This window comes from Butyrivibrio hungatei (genome assembly GCF_001858005.1).
GTDB classification, from domain to species: Bacteria; Bacillota; Clostridia; order Lachnospirales; family Lachnospiraceae; genus Butyrivibrio; species Butyrivibrio hungatei.
On sequence record NZ_CP017831.1, the window covers coordinates 1,230,237 to 1,250,865 of the forward strand.

At 39.8% G+C, this 20,629-nt stretch carries 17 protein-coding genes; 15 read left to right on the plus strand and 2 right to left on the minus strand.

Annotated features, from left to right (window positions below):
• Positions 1-117: 117 nt before the first annotated feature.
• The 3 genes from hflK to rho all read left to right on the plus strand — a co-directional run bounded on the left by hflK (position 118) and on the right by rho (position 3,673).
• The gene (hflK, locus tag bhn_RS05935) at positions 118-1,068 is read left to right on the plus strand and encodes an FtsH protease activity modulator HflK (RefSeq protein WP_071175829.1); all 951 of its coding nucleotides are present in this window, start codon (positions 118-120) and stop codon (positions 1,066-1,068) included.
• Positions 1,069-1,077: 9 nt separating this feature from the next.
• Positions 1,078-1,962: a protease modulator HflC gene (gene hflC / locus bhn_RS05940; protein WP_071175830.1), complete on the plus strand. Its 885-nt coding sequence runs from the start codon at positions 1,078-1,080 to the stop codon at positions 1,960-1,962.
• Between the two features lie 262 nt (positions 1,963-2,224).
• Positions 2,225-3,673: a transcription termination factor Rho gene (gene rho / locus bhn_RS05945; RefSeq protein ID WP_071175831.1), complete on the plus strand. Its 1,449-nt coding sequence runs from the start codon at positions 2,225-2,227 to the stop codon at positions 3,671-3,673.
• Positions 3,674-3,720: 47 nt separating this feature from the next.
• On the opposite strand, the gene bhn_RS05950 is transcribed toward rho, so the two are convergent.
• Positions 3,721-4,602 (minus strand): PilZ domain-containing protein, encoded by an 882-nt coding sequence (locus bhn_RS05950; RefSeq protein ID WP_071175832.1) that lies wholly within the window; start codon positions 4,600-4,602, stop codon positions 3,721-3,723.
• Between the two features lie 105 nt (positions 4,603-4,707).
• Here bhn_RS05950 and bhn_RS05955 point away from each other — a divergent pair, with 105 nt between their 5' ends.
• From bhn_RS05955 to bhn_RS05990, 8 genes are all read left to right on the plus strand, one after another.
• On the plus strand, positions 4,708-5,403 hold the full coding sequence (locus bhn_RS05955; protein ID WP_071175833.1) for a YggS family pyridoxal phosphate-dependent enzyme: 696 nt from the start codon (positions 4,708-4,710) through the stop codon (positions 5,401-5,403).
• A gap of 114 nt (positions 5,404-5,517) precedes the next feature.
• A complete protein-coding gene (locus tag bhn_RS05960) occupies positions 5,518-5,778 on the plus strand; it encodes a hypothetical protein (protein WP_071175834.1) in 261 nt (86 codons plus the stop codon).
• A 126-nt stretch (positions 5,779-5,904) separates the two neighbouring features.
• A complete protein-coding gene (locus tag bhn_RS05965) occupies positions 5,905-7,056 on the plus strand; it encodes a GGDEF domain-containing protein (RefSeq protein WP_071175835.1) in 1,152 nt (383 codons plus the stop codon).
• Positions 7,057-7,251: 195 nt separating this feature from the next.
• On the plus strand, positions 7,252-9,837 hold the full coding sequence (locus tag bhn_RS05970) for a right-handed parallel beta-helix repeat-containing protein (protein ID WP_071175836.1): 2,586 nt from the start codon (positions 7,252-7,254) through the stop codon (positions 9,835-9,837).
• Positions 9,838-9,860: 23 nt separating this feature from the next.
• On the plus strand, positions 9,861-11,132 hold the full coding sequence (locus bhn_RS05975) for a hypothetical protein (RefSeq protein WP_071175837.1): 1,272 nt from the start codon (positions 9,861-9,863) through the stop codon (positions 11,130-11,132).
• Positions 11,133-11,137: 5 nt separating this feature from the next.
• Positions 11,138-11,803 (plus strand): DUF6320 domain-containing protein, encoded by a 666-nt coding sequence (locus bhn_RS05980; RefSeq protein ID WP_071175838.1) that lies wholly within the window; start codon positions 11,138-11,140, stop codon positions 11,801-11,803.
• An 8-nt stretch (positions 11,804-11,811) separates the two neighbouring features.
• On the plus strand, positions 11,812-13,041 hold the full coding sequence (locus bhn_RS05985; protein WP_071175839.1) for a pectin acetylesterase-family hydrolase: 1,230 nt from the start codon (positions 11,812-11,814) through the stop codon (positions 13,039-13,041).
• On the plus strand, positions 13,038-14,465 hold the full coding sequence (locus bhn_RS05990) for an alpha-L-fucosidase (protein ID WP_071175840.1): 1,428 nt from the start codon (positions 13,038-13,040) through the stop codon (positions 14,463-14,465). Before bhn_RS05985 ends, bhn_RS05990 begins: the two co-directional genes overlap by 4 nt.
• Before the next feature lie 3 nt (positions 14,466-14,468).
• On the opposite strand, the gene bhn_RS15710 is transcribed toward bhn_RS05990, so the two are convergent.
• Entirely contained in the window at positions 14,469-14,639 is a 171-nt protein-coding gene (locus tag bhn_RS15710; protein ID WP_161487302.1) for a hypothetical protein, read from the minus strand.
• 139 nt (positions 14,640-14,778) lie between these two features.
• Here bhn_RS15710 and bhn_RS05995 point away from each other — a divergent pair, with 139 nt between their 5' ends.
• The 4 genes from bhn_RS05995 to glpK all read left to right on the plus strand — a co-directional run bounded on the left by bhn_RS05995 (position 14,779) and on the right by glpK (position 20,627).
• A complete protein-coding gene (locus bhn_RS05995; RefSeq protein ID WP_071175841.1) occupies positions 14,779-15,921 on the plus strand; it encodes a hypothetical protein in 1,143 nt (380 codons plus the stop codon).
• Positions 15,922-16,696: 775 nt separating this feature from the next.
• Positions 16,697-16,996: a hypothetical protein gene (locus tag bhn_RS06000; protein ID WP_071175842.1), complete on the plus strand. Its 300-nt coding sequence runs from the start codon at positions 16,697-16,699 to the stop codon at positions 16,994-16,996.
• A 133-nt stretch (positions 16,997-17,129) separates the two neighbouring features.
• Positions 17,130-18,938: a carboxylesterase/lipase family protein gene (locus bhn_RS06005; RefSeq protein WP_071175843.1), complete on the plus strand. Its 1,809-nt coding sequence runs from the start codon at positions 17,130-17,132 to the stop codon at positions 18,936-18,938.
• A gap of 186 nt (positions 18,939-19,124) precedes the next feature.
• Complete coding sequence (glpK, locus tag bhn_RS06010) at positions 19,125-20,627, plus strand: glycerol kinase GlpK (protein ID WP_071175844.1); 1,503 nt, start codon at positions 19,125-19,127, stop codon at positions 20,625-20,627.
• Positions 20,628-20,629 lie beyond the last annotated feature (2 nt).

Consider the following 20,629-nt stretch of genomic DNA (forward strand, 5'->3'; position numbering starts at 1 on the left):
AACTGAGAATAATAACTTCAATCGCCCTATGGATATTTACTATCCATAGGGCGATTGTGTATAATTAAAAAAGTGTTTTTATGTAACAATATATTCTTATGAAAGAAAAGAGGTTATATGTTAGGGAATAAGAAAAACAAGCAGTTTTATGCTAACGAAGTAAAAAAGAAGTTTAGTTTTAAAAGTGTGCTAATAGTAATCGCTATCATTTTTGCTATAAGCCTTTTTAGCGGAAGCTTCTACTCTGTAAAAGAGCAGGAACAGGCTATCCTTACTATGTTTGGTAAGGTTGTAAGAGTAGACACTGCAGGTCTTTATTTTAAAGTTCCATTCATTCAGCAGGTTCATCTTGTTGATATGACTACTCATGGTATTGGAATCGGCTATGTTATCAAGGATGGTCAGAATATAACAGTAGATGATGAGGGAGTGATGATCACTTCTGATTTCAACTTTGTTGATATAGACTTTTATCTTGAATACAAAGTAAGTGATCCTGTTGCATCATATTACAACAGTGAGAACCCAGAAACCATCATGAAGAACATGGCACTTGCCTGCATCAGAAATACAGTAGTCAAATATGCTGTAGATGATGTTCTTACTACAGCTAAGGGACAGATCCAGTCTGAGGTCAAAGAGACACTTCAGAAGGAACTTGCAGACAAGAATATCGGACTTATGGTAGTTAACATTTCCGTTCAGGATGCTGAGCCACCAACAGAAGAAATCGTTCAGGCATTTAAGTCAGTTGAGACAGCCAAGCAGGGCAAAGAAACAGCAGTAAATAACGCCAAGAAATATCAGAACGAGGAACTTCCTAAGGCAGAAGCTGCTGCTGATAAGATCGTTCAGGATGCGGAAGCAGCCAAGCAGGCCAGAATCGCAGAAGCTGAAGGTCAGGTAGCTAGATTTAATGAAATGTATGAGCAGTACAAACTTCAGCCATATATAACCAAGAAGAGACTCTTTTATGAGACAATGGAAGACCTTCTTCCAGAACTCAAGGTTATTATTACTGATGGAACTACTCAGCAGATGTTACCACTTGATAGCTTTAATGGTTAAGGAGTTAATATGGAAAAGAAAAAAGGCGGATTTGTTAGTTATCTAATAATCGGATTAATCATAGTTTTTGCAATTATACTTGGATCATCAACATACATCGTTCATCAGAATGAGTATGTTACAGTCAGAAGATTTGGAAAGATCGTTGCAATTGCCAAGGAGCCAGGTCTTCATTTTAAGACACCTTTCATTGACAGCACACAGTCGATCACAGCAAAGGTGATACTTTATGATATTCCAGCATCAGATGTTATCACCAAGGACAAAAAGTCCATGATCACAGATACATATGTAATCTGGAAGGTAGAAGATCCTCTTAAGTACGTTCAGACTCTTAATGCTATTGAGGCTAGAGCAGAAGAGAGAATTGAAGCATCTGTTTACAATGCTACCAAGAATGCTATTTCATCCATGTCTCAGGACGAAGTCATCGAGGCAAGAGGCGAGCAGCTTACACAGCTCATTACCCAGGAAGCAAATTCAGATATGGAAGGCTACGGAATCTCTGTAGTTCAGGCTCAGATCAAGGCTCTTGATCTTCCAGATGACAACAAGCAGGCTGTATATGAGAGAATGATCTCAGAGAGAAATAATATCGCAGCTTCCTATACCGCTCAGGGTGATGCTGAAGCTCAGAAGATCCACAATGAAACAGACAAGCAGGTTGCAATCATCAAGGCTGAAGCTGAGAAGAATGCAGCAGTTCTTGAAGCTGAAGGTGAGTCAGCATACATGGAGACATTGTCAAAGGCATATGACACAGAAGATAAAGCAGAATTTTACAGTTACATAAGAGGCCTTGATGCTCTAAAGAAATCTCTTGTGGGTGAGAAGACATTAGTTCTTGATAAAAACTCTGAGCTGGCAAAAATTCTGTATGGAAATTTTAATTGATTGAAACCCAGGACAGTAGAGAGGTTACAGTTTTCTGTAGCCTCTTATTTTTTTGCTTTATCAAAAAAAGTAAATGAAATAGTTGATTTTTTTATTTATATGTTGTATTTTACTACTATAAAAAAGAGTAAATATTTTTCTAGTGTTTTATTTAAATGCATCTTTTGGTGCAGTCATTTATATTTCCCAGAAAAAATTATGGCGTGAATATTGTAGATAAAATGATTATGTTAACGGGCTTTTCCGTAGATTGGAGATTGATTTGAGAGAAAAGTATGAGACTTTAAAATTAAGTGACCTTCGTGAGATTGCAAAGAGAAGGGGAATAAAAGGAGCAACAACACTTAAGAAGTCAGAGATAATTGACCTTATGTGTGAGTTGGATGAAAAGGAAGCTGCAAGCACTGCAAAAGAGCCAGATAAAAAGACTGAAGCTTCTGCATCAGAAGAAAAGAAAGCTCCTGTTCGTCACAAGAATCTGGTAGTTAAGACTATCAAAAGAGATGAAGAAGCTGACAAGGCAGAGAGACCTAGAACTGAAAAGGTTGAGAAGTCTGAGCCTAGAGAAGAGGAATTTGATGAGGCTGATGGCGATAGCGCTGATGGCATCCTTGAGGTTATGCAGGATGGATACGGCTTTATCAGATGTGAAAACTACCTTCCTGGTGAGAATGACGTATATGTAGCACCTAGTATCATCAGAAAGTTTAACTTAAAGACTGGTGATATCTTAAGAGGTAGATGCAGAGCCAAAAAAGAGACAGATAAGTTTGCAGCTCTTTCAAGACTTGATACAGTAAATGGTTATAAGCCAGAAGTTGCAAGCGGCAGATGGGATTTTGAAAAGATGACACCTATCTTCCCTAATTCAAGGATCAAGCTTGAGCAGCCTGGCTCATCAGTAGCCATGAGGATCATGGATCTTATCAGCCCAATTGGTAAGGGACAAAGAGGTATGATCGTATCTCCTCCTAAGGCAGGTAAGACAACACTTCTTAAAGAGGTTGCCAAGTCAATCCTTAAGTATAGTCCAGATATGCATCTTATCATTCTTCTGATCGATGAAAGACCAGAGGAAGTAACAGATATCAAAGAAGAAGTTGAAGGACCAAATGCAGAAGTTATCTACTCTACATTCGATGAGCTTCCTGAACATCATAAGAGAGTAGCTGAAATGGTTATGGAGAGAGCTAAGAGACTTGTTGAACACGGACAGGATGTTGTTATCCTTCTTGACTCCATCACAAGACTTACAAGAGCTTACAATATAGTAGTTCCTCCTTCAGGAAGAACTCTTTCAGGTGGTCTTGATCCAGCAGCTTTACATATGCCAAAGAAATTTTTTGGTGCTGCAAGAAATATGAGAGAGGGCGGAAGCCTTACAGTTCTTGCAACTGCTCTTATTGAGACAGGCTCCAAGATGGATGACGTTATCTACGAGGAATTCAAGGGAACAGGTAACATGGAAATGGTTCTTGATAGAAAACTTCAGGAAAAGAGAATCTTCCCTGCTATCAATATTCCAAAGTCCAGCACTAGAAGAGAAGACCTTCTTCTTACACCAGAGGAGCTCTCAGCTATCAACGGCTTGAGAAAGGGCTTCAATGGTATGAAGGCAGACGATGCAGTTGATCAGTGCATCAACCTCTTCTCCAAGACTAGAAACAATGTTGAGTTTGTTCATATGGTAGAAAAGCAGATCAGATTCTGATAAAAGAAATTAAAAAGTAAGGGTTGTCGTATTTACGACAACCCTTTTTATACGTCTCTAAGATCTAATAGATTTTCAATTTCTTTTGCCTGCTTCTCCATGCGCTCTTCACGTTTCTTTTGACGAAGAGTCTTGTCTGTGATGTGCTCTAGATTTGCGGGATCTAGTGGATTGGTACCTTGAGAAGAAATGTTGAGAGATGTTTTCTTTTCTGGGATCATCTTCTTGGCAAGGTCCTCTTCAACCTCCATGATCTGCTGCTGCTCTGGAATATCAGGGTTGAGATCGGTTGCAGGTACTTCATCAAGCTTAGTGTATTTTTCATGCTTCTTTTGTGATAAAAGACCAATAAGATCAACGCTTACATTGGAAATACTGCATCCGACAGCTTTTTTCTGATCAAGGAAAAAGTTTCTGACTACAACAGTATTGATCTCGTAGTTGTGTAAAGAAGCACCATATCTGAACATTACAGCCAGTTTGTCACCAGGCTTAAGAGTAGTGTTTTTGTCAATGATAAGAGAAATACCTCTCATGGAAAGGTCATGAACGATACAGTTCTTGAGGTCCAAATTGTTGCCGTTTACAGACATAAGACCTAGCTTTTCAATGTAGAATCTCTCGGCTCTTCTGGAGTTCTCCGGCTCTAGCTTGGATGAACATCTTATGAGATGAAAGTTACCATATCTTGTTTTTACAGGGGTAATAGTAGTGGACATGAACTTGTAAACACGGCCGTCTCTCTTGTTTCGGATCTGAACCTGCGAAGGCTCCAAAAACTGCATGTATTTACCAAAGTATTCCATTGGTTTAACGATGAGTCCTGCAGAGACGCCAAAGATAGCCTCAGTCATGATAACAATGCTGTGGCCATTTATGGCTGCATATATTTTGACTACTGAGCCATTGGAAATGTCATTGACATTCATGATACTAACCCCTCATACCGATACTTTCTTTCAATAAATATGATATAATAAGCCAAACAAAAAATAAAGAAAAAGAAAGAGCTTTTTGACAGCTAGGGAGCGCAGATGATTCGAGAAAATCTAGATTTTGTTGAAGAAAACATTAGAAAGGCCTGTGAAAGAGCAGGAAGAGATAGAAGCGAAGTAACACTTATTGCAGTTAGTAAGACAAAGCCTGTTTCAGATATCAGAGAGGCTATGGCATATGGTATAAAGACCTTTGGAGAAAACAAAGTTCAGGAAATCAGGGACAAGACAGAAGAAATAACTGAGCCACTTAATTGGCACATGATAGGCCATCTTCAGGCTAATAAGGTTAAATACCTTCCTGGAAAGGTATGCATGATCCATTCAGTTGATAATGTGAAGCTTGCAGATGAGATAGAGAAGCAGTTTGCCAAGCATGATCTTGTGGCAGACATACTGATCGAAGTAAATATGGCTCATGAAGATACCAAATTTGGCTTATCTCCAGATGAGGCACTTGGTTTTGTCCGCGAGATCAGTGATAGAGAGCATATTCGTATCAGAGGGCTTATGACTATCGCCCCTTATACAGAAGATCCTGAGAGTAACAGGGTATATTTTAAGGGACTTAGAGAGCTTATGAATAAGATCAACGCTGAGAACATACCTGGCGTCAAGATGGATACTCTTTCCATGGGAATGACAGGGGATTATCAGGTGGCAATCGAGGAAGGTGCTACATTTGTAAGGGTTGGTACAGGTATCTTCGGAGAAAGAGATTATACCAAATCTTAAATAAATATAAACGAATTTACACGCAACACGCCAGAGAGTATAATTATTTTATACTCGCTGGTGTGTTTTTTTATTGGATAGCAATATTTTATGGAGAGTTGAATTTTGAGAACAATGCCATTATCTAAAGATCTATCCTTAGATCAAATAAATCATTTAATAGAGACTGGCCACGTTTTTGTCACTCCATTTGGCCTGAATCGAACGGCATATATTGTTGTTAATCATAAACCGTTTATGGTTATTGCGACGGATATTTCAATCAGGGGAGTGCAGCTTAGCGGTGCCTGGTATACATGGGAAGATCTTGAGGCAATGGGTGGTGTATACGAATCAGAATTTGATGCTTTGAAAGCAATTGCAGATGGAGTATAAAAGTGAAGTCCTTGGGACTTCACTTTTTAATTCTTAAGAATGTATAAAAACTGCCGTTTTTTTATTACAACTTAAACGTTTTATGTTAGAATTTATACTATGCCGGTGGTGGGAGGTTTTAAAGCTTTGGGGTATGTTTTTTATTATGTAGAAGCTCATATTGCCTGCATTTTCTTGCTGACAATATTACTATATAAGATTGCAAAAGGTGTAAATAAACAACTTTCTCAAGTATATCTTGGAGACGTCATTTTTGTTTTGATGCTCTATTTTCTTGCGGAGATTTTCTGGGCTCTCGTTGATGGCGGAGTGATCACCAGTAATAAACCGCTTCTATATTTATCCAACATATTTACATATATGCTACTAAGTGTGGCGTCGTATATATGGTTTGTTTTGTCTGAAACTCTTCAGCAGGACACTATTGTTGAGAAGTTTGTCAACAGAGTGCTTCTTAGCATTCCTGTATGGATATCTGGAGCACTTTGTCTTACTGCTTACAAGACTGGACTTGTATTTTATGTTGATGAGAACAACAAGCTTGTTGGTGGCAAGCTCTATCTCATACTTATCGTGGTTCCTTTTGGCTATATGATCGCTGCTTCAATAAAGGCTTTTGTAAGAGCCTTTAACCGCGACAGATATACCGACAGGAGTATCTATTTCATGATAGGAGTATTTCCTATTACCCCTATCTTGCTTGGTGCACTTCAGGCAAGATACTGGAGAGTACCTCTTTTATGCTATGGAGCAGTAGCAGCAGTACTCTATGTATATATCACATCAACAGACAATCTGATCTCCCTTGATCCACTTACTCAGATCAATAACAAGAATCAGATGTATAAGTATCTTGCTCAGAAGATGAGATCAGAAGAGCCTGGACTTTCACTATTTCTTTTAATGGTTGATATTGATAAGCTCAAGAATATAAATGATACCTTTGGACATTTAGAAGGTGACAGAGCGCTTGTTAGAGTTGCAAATGCGATCAAGGATACCTGCCAGGGTCCACGTAGCAGATTCTTTTTATCCAGATATGGCGGAGATGAATTCGTGATAATCGCAGAGATGTCATATAGAGCAGAAGCAACCTGGCTTGCTGATCAGATCAAGCATAACGTACAGAGACTGTCAGAAACCTTCGGTACTGCCTATGACATTTCAGTTAGTGTTGGTATTGCTCAGTACGATTATCAGGCACCTATTTCTCTTCAGGCCTTTATCGCGAGAGCAGATTCTGATCTGTACAAACAAAAGAAAGCAGGTGTATATTGATCAGAACAAAGAGGAAATAAAGTTGATCAAAAGACCTGCCAAAATAAAGGCGGAAAGTATTGCTATAGCGTAGATAAATTTCATTCGTGCCATGGTAATCTCCAATCTCTAATGCTTTAAACATGATATAATTATATAGTATACAGAGGTTTTTTGCATGTTGCAGTAGTTGTTACTTGCAGATTGGAGGGGTGTATGCAGATATATGTTGCTGGAAATGTACTTAGAAGTGGAGATGGTTCCATGGCTCATCCTTTTAAAACTATTTCTGAAGCAGCGGATATAGCTAAGGCGGGAGATGTAGTCCTCGTAGCACCTGGCGTATACAGAGAATGGGTCAGGCCAAGGTTCTCAGGGCTTTATGACAATAGAATAGTCTATAAGAGCACCATCAAAGGAGAGGCTGTTATTACCGGTTCAGAAGAGATAAGGGACTGGGAAGCCTTTGAAAATGTTTGGCGTGTTCGAATTCCAAATAGCTTCTTTGGTTCATATAATCCATATACCACAGAAATATCAGGAGACTGGTATCAGGAAGAAGCAAATCCACATCACACAGGAGATTTATATCTAAACGGAAGATCAATGCATGAAGTGTTTGATCTTTCTCTTTGCATGCATCCAGTCAGGGATAAGAGGTCCTGGGAACCTGAGATGACTGAATATGTCTGGTTCACGGCTCAGGAAGATAACTGCACTATAATCTATGCAAATTTCGGCTCAAAGGATCCAAATACTGAAAATGTAGAGCTTAGTGTCAGAAGAGCGTGCTTTTTCCCTACAGATATGGGAATAAACAATATAACGTTAAGTGGATTTACCATTAGAAACGCTGCCACTAACTGGGCGCCTCCTACTGCCAAACAGGAAGGCATGGTAGGACCAGGCTGGGCTAAAGGCTGGATAATCGAAGATTGTGAGATATACGAGTCTAAGTGCTGTGGCATAAGTCTTGGTAAGTACTATCAGAGTGGCAACAATAATAAGTGGACAACACATTTTCTGAAGGATGGCACTCAGACTCAGAGAGAATGCGTATGTCAGGCTGTTAATGACGGCTGGGATAAAGAAACTGTGGGATCACATATCATCAGACGCTGCGATATCCACGACTGCGGACAGGCAGGTATTGTGGGGCATTTAGGTGGAGCCTTTGCTGTCATAGAAGATAACCATATTCATAGGATCAATAACAAGCATGACATAGAAGGCGCAGAGATAGCTGGTATCAAGCTTCATGCTGCTATAGATACTCAGATAAAGAGAAACCATATAGATCACTGCACGCGAGGTATATGGCTTGATTGGGAGGCTCAGGGCACAAGAGTAAGTCAGAATTTTCTTCATGACAATGTTCCTCCGGTAGGAACAATAATAGATTCTGATCTTTCACTTGGAGAGGATATCTTTATCGAAGTATCCCACGGACCAACACTTGTTGATCATAACCTTCTTTTATCTGATATTGCGGCAAGGCTCAGTACTCAGGGAATTGCATTTGTACATAATCTTATTGCCGGATCTTTTACCTATGTGGGACAGGGAACAGATAATGGAACTATGAGGCTTGCTTCTGACAGATACACGCCATATCATGTTCCGCATTCTACTATGATCGCTGGATTTATGACTATACTCCATGGGGACGCAAGGTTCTATAATAATGTCTTTGTACAAAAAGCTGTTAGGCAGGACCTTATGGAGTACTGTGTAGGAAAGAGCATAGATACTATAGATAAAAACAATTTTATCTGCGGTACATTGCCATATAATAACTTCCCGGGACCAGCAGAGTACTTTGGAAAGTTTAACAAAAATACAACTAAGAGCAGGGCATATAGGGATCAGTATTATGATCACCTTCCTGTATATCTTGGAGGAAATGCGTATTTTAACGGTGCAAGACCTTGTGATCATGAGATAGCTTCTCATGTTGATAAGGATCACAAGATAAGTCTTTATATTGATGAGAATGAGGGCAATTATACTCTTCATACAAATCTTTATGAGTTCCTTCCAAGGAATTTCACAATGCCAGTTAATTCTGACTTTTTAGGATCTGCATTTGAGCCTGAGCAGAGATTTGAAAATCCGGATGGTAGCAATATCATGCTGGATGTGGATTACTTTGGCAGAAAGAGGGGAATACACCCTGTTTCTGGACCATTTGAAGAATGCGGTACAGATAGGTTCAATGTTCAGACTCCTTCTTCAGATTCTTATAAAATTGAGCACCAGGAGAGCGAAAGAATTGAAGATAAGCAGGTTTATGACGAAGAGTATGTGGCTGAAATAAATGCCAATGTCATGCTGACAGGCTGCGCAGATGCCGGAATCAAATTCCCGTTTGATGGAGGTCTTTTCATAGTAAGCGATATGTTCGTCAAGGGAAATGAAGTTTGGCTCTATGATGCTACGAATGAAAAGCTTGTAGAGCTTGACTGTGAATATGGTATATATCACAATATAAAGAAGTGGTCTGTTGGGGCTTTACAGTCAATTGATGTGAGCTTTGATCCAAATACAGAGGGACTTGTAAGAACTGCCGGAACACTGCTCTGTATCCTGAATAAGAGCCTTGCCCATGATCCAGAGGATACCTGTAATACCATTCAGGAAAAGGTCAATCTGGGAATTGAGCCAAGAGGCATCAAGATGAGATTTACACCTAAGTACCTCAAGTTCATAAGGGGCAAGAAGTTTATATCTCTTGAGGATGTAATCTATAGGATCAGTAAGACGTCTATGGACGTAGTAACTGACAGAGTTGAACATTTATAAAGGATAAGGATTTATTAGATAGTATGAGTAACAATAAGAATTGGTATAAGCTGGATAATGCGGCCAAGATAGTGCCATCTACTGCAAAGGGAGCTAACACTAGAGTATTCAGACTTACCTGCGAGCTTAATGAGGAAGTAGATGGGGATATTTTGCAGGCAGCTGTAGATGAGACAATAGAGGAATTTCCTTTCTTTAACTGTGTTCTTCACAGGGGAATCTTCTGGTATTACTTAGAGGATAGTGATCTTAGGCCTGTTGTTGAGGAGGAACATTCGCCAGCATGCCTTCCTTTGTACATTCCAGGTCACAAGAACCTTTTGTACAGAGTCAACTATTTTGAAAAGAGGATCAATCTGGAGATGTTCCATGTTCTTGCTGATGGAACCGGAGCATTCATGTTCTTTAAGAGCCTTGTGATCAGGTATCTTCAGAAGGTGCATAACCTGAATGAAGATATAAAGCCAATAGATGAGTTTTCTATCGAGGAAAAGAATGTTGACGCCTTTACTGATAATTACAGTAAGGAAAAGGGTTTAAAGCAGTTAAAAGAAATGTCATCTGTTAAGGCTTATCAGTTGACAGGAGAGCTTGATGATAACCTTTTACCACATCTTTTAGAGGGTACAGTTTCAAGCAGCAAGTTCCTTGGACTTGCCCATGAGTATGACACAACGGTAGGAGTACTTTGTGTTGCCCTATATATTAAGGCTGTTATCCAGACCATGAACAGGACCCAGAGAAAAAAACATGTTGTGGTTAGTGTACCTGTTAATCTGCGCCAGTTCTATGAAAGCGGCACAGCCAGAAACTTTTTTGGCGTAATAAATATCGATTATGACCCTGCAGATTATGATGGAAATCTAAAGAGCATCATAGATCCTGTAGATAAAGACTTTAAAGAGAAACTCTCTTCAGAGAACATTGAAAAGACAATGAATTCATATTCAGCTCTTGAGCATAACCTTGCTATCAAGATGGTTCCACTTCCTATCAAGGATTTCACTATTGGCAGGTTTGACAGAGCGGCCAAGAAGGGCGTTACAACTTCTATGTCCAATCTTGGAAGAATCAGCATGCCAAAAGAGGTAGAGGAATATATAGACAGATTCAGTGCCTTTATGACAGCTGCTTCCCAGCAGGTTTGTGTCTGCTCATTTAAAGACAAGATGACCTTTGGCGAAGTTTCACCATACAAGACTCACAGAGTAATGCTCAATTTCTTTAGATGTCTTTCAGAAGTGGGAATTGAGGTTGAACTTGGATCAAATGATTATGATGAGGAGATTGAATAAGTAATATGCAGATTTGTCCTAAATGTAAAGTTAATATAAGAGGCAAAAAGAGCTGTTGTCCACTGTGCCAGGGACAGCTAAAGGATGTACAGGGCGAGGCAGGAGCATCTTTTCCTACCCTGAAAAAGAAAAAGATCAGTAATATCACCTTTATCAAGATGTGTACATTTATTTTTGCATCTTTGGAGATCATATTTGCTGCTATCAACATCATGACCAGAAGAGAATATGCACCGATAGGTCTTATCATGCTAGGGTTATTAGCAGGCTGGATCACGCTTCTTACAACAATGTATCTTAGAAATAACCTTCTTAAGGTCATAACATGGGAAGTTATCGTGGCTATAATCGTTGACATCTATATTGATGTTAAGACGGGCTTTTTAGGATGGTCTCTTTCCTGGATGGTTCCGCTTACGCTTATAGGCCTTGCTTTTGCAACTATAATAATTGCAAAGGTCATGAAGCTTAGGCTTGATGAGTATATTTTGTATATCATCTTTGATCTTGTCATGGCTCTTTTACAGATCATCTTTATCAGAAATGGCAAGATTGTTCAGCCATGGCCGGCAGCTATCAGTATTGTAGTTTATCTTATTATATTTGTTGGGGTTTTGATCTTTAGGTTTAGAGATCTTAAGGTTGCCTCAGAAAAAATGTTCAATATGTGACGGTTACTATGAGTCTTAAAAACAGATTAAACAGAAAAAACTTAAAACGAGGAATCGTATTTGCCTCCAAAGTCGGAGATTTCGTGGAAAACTCCATTGGAAAAGTAATGGAGGACAAGAATAAGCTGGCAGATGAGCTTCCGGAAAACCCTGAGAACATGAAGTGGTACAGGGTATCTCTTGATAAGGGCTTATCTGGAGACGGTTCTGAGTATTATATCTATGTCAAAAAAGCTGATCCAAAAAAGCTTTGCATTTTCTTTTCAGGCGGCGGTGTTGCCTGGAATGAGTATACTGCTGCAAGGCCTGTTACAGGCGGCAAGGTGGCAGCAGGTCTTCCAAATTATTATTGGAATAATCTAAGACCCTTTACCCAGCTCATGAACATCAATATCGGTATAACTGATATTGCTTCGGACAAGAATCCGTTCAAGGACTGGAGCTTTGTGGTCATCACTTATGCCACTGGAGATTTCCATGTTGGCAACAACGATTATCCTTACAAAACTGAAGATGGCAAGGATGACATCCTTCACTTTCATGGTTATGTGAATTTCCTTGAGAGTATGAAGGTGGCAAAAGAGCTGATCCCTGCTCCTGACAAGCTTCTTATAGCAGGTAACTCAGCAGGAGCCTTTGCTGTTCCTGCTCTTGCTGGTGAGATAATAGATGATTATTATCCAAATACAAGAAGCATAACAGTATTTTCAGATAGTGGACAGCTTCTGTACAAAAACTGGAGAAAAACAACCAAGAATATATGGCGTTCAAAGGACAGCATTTGGAAATCTATTCACTCAGATAATATTACTTTGGATTGGTACAAAGAACTTTTTAGGAAATATGGAGACAAAATCAGGTATTTATATTCCAGTTCAGACAGGGACTATTTATTAAGTGCCTATTATAATGATATTATCAATAAGAAGTATGAAACTGATCAGGATGTTCAGGAGGATTACTATAATCAGTTGATAGATATGGTGCATGAGTTAAAAGAGATAACTCCTGCTTTTGGCATATTTATAAATAACTGGAAGATACCGCTTATAACCATGGGCGGCACTGTACATACCAGCGTCAGAGAACTTCATTTTACAGCCTTTACCCAGGACGGAATATCCATGGCGAAATGGCTGGCAGATGCGGTTGATGGGAAGGTTTACGATGTAGGAATGGACCTTCTTAGCAATAGCAAAAATAAATCAAAAAAGAGAAGGAATTTAAGAAAACTATGAGTTACACAGCAGATTGGGAGTCATTATCAAAGTACACTGTACCACAGTGGTACTCATCATCAAGATTTGGAATCTTTATCCATTTTGGAATCTACAGCGTTCCAGCATTTGGAAATGAGTGGTACTCCAGAAATATGTATATAAAGGGTTCTAAAGAGTACGAGCATCATATCAAGACTTATGGTCCACACAAGGATTTTGGATACAAGGATTTTATCCCTATGTTCAAGGCGGAGAAATTCAATGCTGATGAGTGGATAGATCTTTTTGTTAAGGCTGGAGCCAAGTATGTAGTGCCTGTAGCAGAGCACCATGACGGATTCCAGATGTATAAGAGTAAGCTTTCTAAGTGGAATGCTTACGAGATGGGACCAAAGGTAGATTACCTTGGAGAACTTAAAAAGAGCGCTGAGAAGAGAGGCATGCACTTTGGTGCTTCTTCACACAGGATCGAGCACTGGTTCTTTATGAGTAAGGGCCGCGAGTTTGAGAGTGATATCAATGACAGCATTACTAAGGACAGCCTTTACTATCCAGCAATGAAGGAGCCGGAAGATCACTACAATCTATATGCTGAGCCAACACCTACTGCTGAGTTTATGCAGGACTGGCTTGATAGAACAAAGGAGATCATTGATCAGTACCATCCTGAGGTCCTTTATTTTGACTGGTGGATCCAGGAAGCTTGCCTTAAGCCATATCTTAGAGAGATGGCAGCTTATTACTACAACGAGATGGAGAAGATCGGCAAGGTTGGTGTTATTAACTACAAGCACGATGCATTCCCATTTGGCGTTGCTGTACCTGATGTTGAGAGAGGTCAGCTTGCAACTGCTCAGCCATTTGTATGGCAGACAGATACTGCAATCGGTAGAAGATCTTGGTGCTATATTGAAGACAATGATTATAAGGGACCAGAGGAGATCATCTGCAATCTTTGTGACGCTGTAGCCAAGAATGGTAACATGCTTCTTAACGTTGGACCTAAGTCTGATGGAACAATTTCTGAAGAAGACAAGAAGACTCTTCTTGGAATTGGTGAGTGGCTGTCAAAGAACGGCGAAGCTATCTATGACAGTAAGCCATTTAGATTTGCTGAAGAGGGACCTACAAAGGCAGCAGGCGGACAGTTTACTGACAAGAAAAAGATCGAGTATACACCAGAAGACTTTAGATTCACTGTGGCTAAGGGTAATATCTATGTGACAGCGCTTAAATGCTCTGAGAGTGGAGAATATGTTGTAAGATCTCTTGGAATTGAAAAAGAAGCCGCTAGTTCAAACGGCTTCTCAGGAATTATCAAGAATATTAGTGTACTGGCTGACGGCTCATCAGTTGCTTTCGAAAGAAAGGAAGATGGCCTTCATATGAAGACTGACTTTAGAAGTGATATGCCAGTAGTATTCAAGCTTGAAATGCTTTAATACTTAATCTACAAAACAGGCTTCGATCTGCGCTTCGTAGTCTTCACGAAGGAACTCTGGAATATCATATTCATCAAGAGCTTCCTGAACAGACCAATGCTCATTAGCCATGGAACGAAGAATGCTGCGGATGATTCGTAGATCTGAAGCCTCCAAATTTGCAACACTGTTCATATACACACCCTCCTCAATACTAAATACAGATAATTCTTTAACTACAATATATTGTAGTATAAAAAAATATTGATACAAGTATTGACATTTTAGAGTGAATTGTTTTTGTAAATTATGCACAGAAAACGAGGGGAATTCTATGCAGATGCTTGTAGTGGCAATTGTGCTATCTATCTGTGGACTTTTATCTTCATTCATACTTATTGGTATTTTTCCATCTATCATTTCTTTTTGCCTGAGTATTTATTGTCTTTCAAAGGAAAAGACTATAAATACAGTCAGAGCTCTTTTGATGTCCCTTGTGGGCATTTTAGTTCCAATAATAATGTATCTAAATACTTTTGGCCTTCACCTTCCCTATGATAAGGGAGAAGGCTATGGAACTTTCAAGCAGATCCTTTATGACAACTATTCAAATTTCGGCTTTGATATGTCTTTTATGGTAAAAGACTATAAGACTATAGATGAGCAGGTGGCTGCAACTGCAGCTACATCTGACGATGGAATCTACTATGTAAGTGACGGAGTAGTACAGGAAGAAGCAGGTTATAACGAGATTGTAACTACAGAAGCTGATAGTAGCGAGTCTTCTCTTGATAACAGTAAATACCCTGAATCAATATTCGAGAGCTTTGAAGACATAGAAAAAGAATATGAAACTACTGCAAAAAGTACAGAGATAGGAGCTTCTGACGATGACATGCCTTCTTACGGTGGCCTTCCAGTTGGAACTCTTATCGTGGCGCAGTACTTTAGAGAAGATGATCACAACTGTAATCCAGTACTGGTCCTTCAAAATAAGACAGGAAATCTATGTAGATATGAGTGTATGTTCACTGCCAGGGACAAAGATGGAAACGAGATCGCCACATCTGAACGTACATCAGAAGTAGTACCTGACGGAGCCAAATTCGTTATAGAGGGTCGCTTTGACAAATCAGAACTAGGCGGTACCTTACCTTCAATGTATGAGTTCACCATCAGCAAGCGAACCCCTTACGAAAAGGACGTAACCGAAGACGTTTGCGTTTACACCAAAATTGATGGTAATTCCGTCATCCTTGCAGCCGAAAACCCAACCTCCCTCAAAGTTAAAGTTGACGCCTACGTCCTTTTCTTTGACGGAGACGAACTAGTTGATTGCATCTGGCTCATTCCAAGCAACAAAGACGAAGTATGCATTACTCCAGGCTCAGTAGCAACAATCAAAGGCGACGCATACTACCGTTTCGACCGCATCGAAACCTACTATACCGCCTACGAAGCCGTCGAAACCCGTTAGTTTGTCTTTCCCCGGGACTTTTGATGTCAGAGTCCCCCCTTCCCAACCTTTTGGGGGCGCCACCCTGAGGCATATTTTTATTCGTCCTTCGAATTTTCATGTTCATGGGGCCTGATCTAGCACTTAAAATTCTTTGAAACAAACTCGTCTTTGAAGCACATTTTTGGCTGTAAAGTTTTGGGTTTGAACGATTGTCAAGAAAACGCCATTTTCTTATGCTCATAAGCAGTTTTTGACACGCATGCGGTTTGCGTTGTTTGAAGCAGGGCGGTAAGAATTTATAATAAGTGGTCACGCCCGCTTTCGGCGGGCTTTGTAAACAGGAATAAGAGGTGACTCTGCAAGCTAGCTTGCGAGATCACCTCTTTTCCTGTTATTGGAGCGAAGCTCCTATGACCACTTATTATAAATTACCGCCCTGCAAGTTTGTAGCAAGAGCATGCGTATTAAACAAAAACTGCATGAGCATATAGAAAAGTATCGTTTTCTTGATGAGGGCAAAACAAAACTTTACAGCAAAAATGGCATCAAAGACTCAGACAGTGTTTCAAAAACAGAATTTTAAGTGCTAGATCAGGTCCTCATGAACAAAGAAAATTTTCAGAGACTCATAAATAATATGCCTCAGGGTGGCGCCCCCAAAAGGTGGGGGAGGGGAGGTCTAATAAGAATGTTTCGGGGGAAGAAAAACTTAAGGGGAAAAAGACGTGGATTTATGGTGCAATAAAGGGGTATAATTAAAGTTAGAGATGGTAGATTTTTTTAGGAGGGCGCTATGACAGTAGGTAGAGAGGACCTTATACATTCACTTGCTAAATCTATGGGAGTTGGGGAAGCACAGAAGTCTAAGTATACTTCTGGCAAATATAATGTGGACAGCGGTACTATTTTTACCAATGGACATGTTATTACTAAAGTAACTATTGATCAGGCAAAGCAGTACTTTACAACTCAGTATAGAAAGCTTGCAAGCAAGGATGACGAAGGTGCGAGAGATATGGCGGCCCTTTATGAAGTTGCTATGGAAGCCATTAATATGATGGTGGAAAGTGGAGTGAAACCTGACGGACAGTAAGTTACTTAAGTTTTAAAAAATATTTAATACAATTTAATTTTATACATTGATTTCTTCTGCGGATAGGTATACACTTTTTGCTATAACGATCCGCAGATTTTTTTTTGAAGCGTTTTGAAATGAGGATATTCATATGGGATTTACGATTAGTGTAATAATAGTATCACTGCTATATTTGGCACTTTTGGAATTATCTAAGAATATGATCATTGGCTGGTGCCTTGCTCTTATTGGAATAGTGCTTATGTTTGTTTGCAGAGCATATTTTATGAAAAAGGACAAATATGACAAAAAGCGCATGGCCTTAATGTGGGTTATTTTTATTTCTTATCTAATGATCAACTATTTATTTACAGGACCTGAGGAAAAGAGGGTTCCGGCTGTTGATAACAAGAATCCTGATGTGACAGAAGTTGTTCATGTAGCATCTGGAGACATTACAGGAGTTTACAATGAAGATCACTCAGTAAGAGTGTTTGCTGGAATCCCTTATGCCGAAGCTCCTGTTGGAGAGCTTAGGTTTAGAGAGCCTGTAGCAAAAAAGCCCTGGGATGGAGTTTTAGCCTGTGACAGCTTTGGACCAATGGCGATGCAGCCAAGAAACGCAGTCCTTTATGATTCACTGTCACATATAATTGGATTTCATGATTATAGGATCACGATAGGTGATGAGTATGTAGAACCTATGAGTGAAGACTGTCTGTATCTTAATGTTTACGCACCTGAGAAAGGTGATGAACTTAAGCCGGTAGTATTCTATATCCACGGAGGTTCATTAAATACAGGCCAGTCTTACTATACAGAATACAGAGGAGAGACCTTTGCAAAAGAGGACGTGGTATTTGTTAACTTTGCGTATCGCTTGGGAGCATTTGGGTATTACACTGCAGATGATCTAAAAAATGAGTCACAAAATGGAACAACTGGTAACTACGGACTTCTTGACCAGATAGCAGCTCTTAAGTGGGTTTACGACAACATCGAAGCCTTTGGCGGTGACAAAAATAAGATCACTATAGCTGGAGAGTCTGCAGGCTCATCAAGTGTTAACGCTCTTTGTGTATCACCATTAACTGAAGGTTTATTTAGATATGCTATTGCTGAGTCAAGCTCTATAGTAGCCAAAAAGCCTTTCCATACCTTTAGAACCTATGAAGAGGCTATAGAACAGGGAGATATCCTTAGAAAAGAGCTTGGTGTAACATCTTCAGCTGAGCTTAGAAGCATAAGCGCTGACAAGATCCTTAGTACATCTTCCAAGAACACAGCCATGACTATTGATGGCTATGCTATAACAGAGATGCCTTACCTTACTTATGAGAAGGGTAATAATCACGAGAAAGCTCTTTTACATGGTTTCAATGCAAAAGAGGCTGATGTGTTCATGTTAAATATCAAAGCAACACAGGATAACTATGAAGAGCTCATAGCAGAGGAAATTGGAAAGTATGCTAAAGAAATGGCAGAGATTGTGCCATGGAACCAGCCTCCAAGAGATGACCATATAGTAATTGATGCTCTTGGTGAAGCTAAGGGAGCTCTTAACACGGTATACAGTGCGCTATGGTTTAGCTATTCTCATCATGTGTGGAATAGATATGAAGTAAGTCTTGGAATACCAAGCTATGAATATTATTTCACTAAGAGAAATAAGAGCCTTACCAACTACCACGCAGGCGAACTTCCATATGCTTATGGTAATCTTTACAGGCATCCTGGACTCTATGATGATGACGACTATAAGCTCTCAGAAATGATGGTGGGGTACTGGACTAACTTTGCAAGGACCGGAGATCCAAACGGAGATGGGCTCCCTGTCTGGGAGATGAGAACTGATACTCAGACCAAAGTTCTTGAGCTTGGGGATAATGTTCAGATGGTTGATGATCCTAATGAAAAGATATATGAAGTCATAGACAAATATCAATCAGAGGAAAACTGAAATTTCTATATCAGTTTCCAACAAAAAGCACCTATGAAAGCTGTGCATAATGCACAAAAATCAAACAGAATATTTGTGAAACTATTGTAATATGCACAAAAAAGCTATATCATTAAAGAGCAAAGAAGATTCTTTTCTTTGCTCTTTTTTCTTAAAAGAAACTAGTTATGGTAAGGGAGTTATAAAATGGCAAAGTACATAATGGCATTGGATTCAGGCACAACAAGCAACAGATGTATTCTCTTTGATCAAAAAGGGGAAATCTGTTCTTGCGCCCAGAAGGAATTTACACAGTTTTTTCCTCAGCCTGGTTGGGTTGAGCACGATGCTAGCGAAATCTGGCAGACACAGCTTTCTGTAGCCCGCGAGGCCATGAACAAGATCGATGCAAGCTTCGAGGATATAGCGGCTATTGGTATTACTAATCAACGTGAGACTGTTATCGTATGGGATAAAAAGACTGGACAGCCTATTTCTCATGCTATTGTATGGCAGTGCCGCAGAACTGCAGACTTTGCAGAAAAGATGAAAGAAGAAGTTCCTGGAATTGTAGAGAAATTCCAGTGCAAGACAGGACTTAAGTTTGATCCATATTTTTCAGGAACCAAGATCAGATGGATACTTGATAATGTGGATGGAGCAAGAGCCAGAGCCGAGAGGGGCGAGCTTTGCTTTGGAACTGTGGATTCCTGGCTTATTTATAAACTCACAAAGGGAAAGGTTCATGTGACAGATTACTCTAATGCTTCAAGAACACTTCTCTTTAATATCAATACTCTTGAATGGGATAAAGAGCTCTGTGATCTTTTAGATATTCCAATGAGCATGCTTCCAGAAGTTAAGCCATCAAGCTGTGTATATGGCGAGACTGATCCTGAATTTTTTGGAGGACCTGTGAAGATAGCAGGTGCTGCAGGAGATCAGCAGTCTGCTTTGTTTGGACAGACATGCTTTTCTGAAGGCGACGCCAAGAACACCTATGGAACAGGTTGTTTCATGCTGATGAATACCGGTGATAAGCCTATCTATTCTAAAAATGATCTTTTGACAACAATCGCATGGGGAATTGATGGAAAGGTAACCTACGCAATCGAAGGCTCAGTATATGTGGCAGGAGCTGCAATACAGTGGCTTAGAGATGAACTTAGAGTTATTGATTCCTCTCCGGATTCAGAATATTTCGCGACTCAGGTAAAGGATACCAATGGTTGCTATGTTGTGCCTGCATTCACTGGCCTCGGCGCTCCATATTGGGATCCATATGCAAGAGGTGCCATCGTAGGCCTTACAAGAGGTGTTAATAAATATCACATCATAAGAGCAACGCTTGAGTCTCTGGCATTCCAGACAGCGGATGTATTAAAGGCTATGGAGCTTGATACAGGAAGAAAACTTACAAGCCTCAGAGTAGATGGGGGAGCTTCCAAGAACAATTTCCTGATGCAGTTCCAGTCAGATATCATCGATACTGATGTTATTAGACCATCCTGTGTTGAAACAACAGCTATGGGAGCTGCGTATCTTGCTGGACTTGCGGTTGGCTATTGGAAGAATAAGGAGGATGTATTAAACAACTGGTCAGTAGACAAAGAGTTTAAGAGCGCTATGGATCCAGATAAAAGAGAAAAAGAGCTTCGCGGTTGGAAGCAGGCGGTTGCTTCCACTAGAGGCTGGGCTAAAGAAATCTGATA

What these genes read in the sequence shown, in the direction of transcription:
- glpK (WP_071175844.1), top strand. Translation starts at nt 19,125, where the DNA reads ATGGCAAAGTACATAATGGCATTGGATTCAGGCACAACAAGCAACAGA.
- bhn_RS05950 (WP_071175832.1), bottom strand. Translation starts at nt 4,602, where the DNA reads ATGAATGTCAATGACATTTCCAATGGCTCAGTAGTCAAAATATATGCA.
- hflC (WP_071175830.1), top strand. Translation starts at nt 1,078, where the DNA reads ATGGAAAAGAAAAAAGGCGGATTTGTTAGTTATCTAATAATCGGATTA.
- bhn_RS06005 (WP_071175843.1), top strand. Translation starts at nt 17,130, where the DNA reads ATGGGATTTACGATTAGTGTAATAATAGTATCACTGCTATATTTGGCA.
- bhn_RS15710 (WP_161487302.1), bottom strand. Translation starts at nt 14,639, where the DNA reads ATGAACAGTGTTGCAAATTTGGAGGCTTCAGATCTACGAATCATCCGC.
- bhn_RS06000 (WP_071175842.1), top strand. Translation starts at nt 16,697, where the DNA reads ATGACAGTAGGTAGAGAGGACCTTATACATTCACTTGCTAAATCTATG.
- bhn_RS05985 (WP_071175839.1), top strand. Translation starts at nt 11,812, where the DNA reads ATGAGTCTTAAAAACAGATTAAACAGAAAAAACTTAAAACGAGGAATC.
- bhn_RS05970 (WP_071175836.1), top strand. Translation starts at nt 7,252, where the DNA reads ATGCAGATATATGTTGCTGGAAATGTACTTAGAAGTGGAGATGGTTCC.
- bhn_RS05980 (WP_071175838.1), top strand. Translation starts at nt 11,138, where the DNA reads ATGCAGATTTGTCCTAAATGTAAAGTTAATATAAGAGGCAAAAAGAGC.
- bhn_RS05960 (WP_071175834.1), top strand. Translation starts at nt 5,518, where the DNA reads ATGCCATTATCTAAAGATCTATCCTTAGATCAAATAAATCATTTAATA.
- bhn_RS05995 (WP_071175841.1), top strand. Translation starts at nt 14,779, where the DNA reads ATGCAGATGCTTGTAGTGGCAATTGTGCTATCTATCTGTGGACTTTTA.
- hflK (WP_071175829.1), top strand. Translation starts at nt 118, where the DNA reads ATGTTAGGGAATAAGAAAAACAAGCAGTTTTATGCTAACGAAGTAAAA.
- bhn_RS05975 (WP_071175837.1), top strand. Translation starts at nt 9,861, where the DNA reads ATGAGTAACAATAAGAATTGGTATAAGCTGGATAATGCGGCCAAGATA.
- bhn_RS05955 (WP_071175833.1), top strand. Translation starts at nt 4,708, where the DNA reads ATGATTCGAGAAAATCTAGATTTTGTTGAAGAAAACATTAGAAAGGCC.
- bhn_RS05990 (WP_071175840.1), top strand. Translation starts at nt 13,038, where the DNA reads ATGAGTTACACAGCAGATTGGGAGTCATTATCAAAGTACACTGTACCA.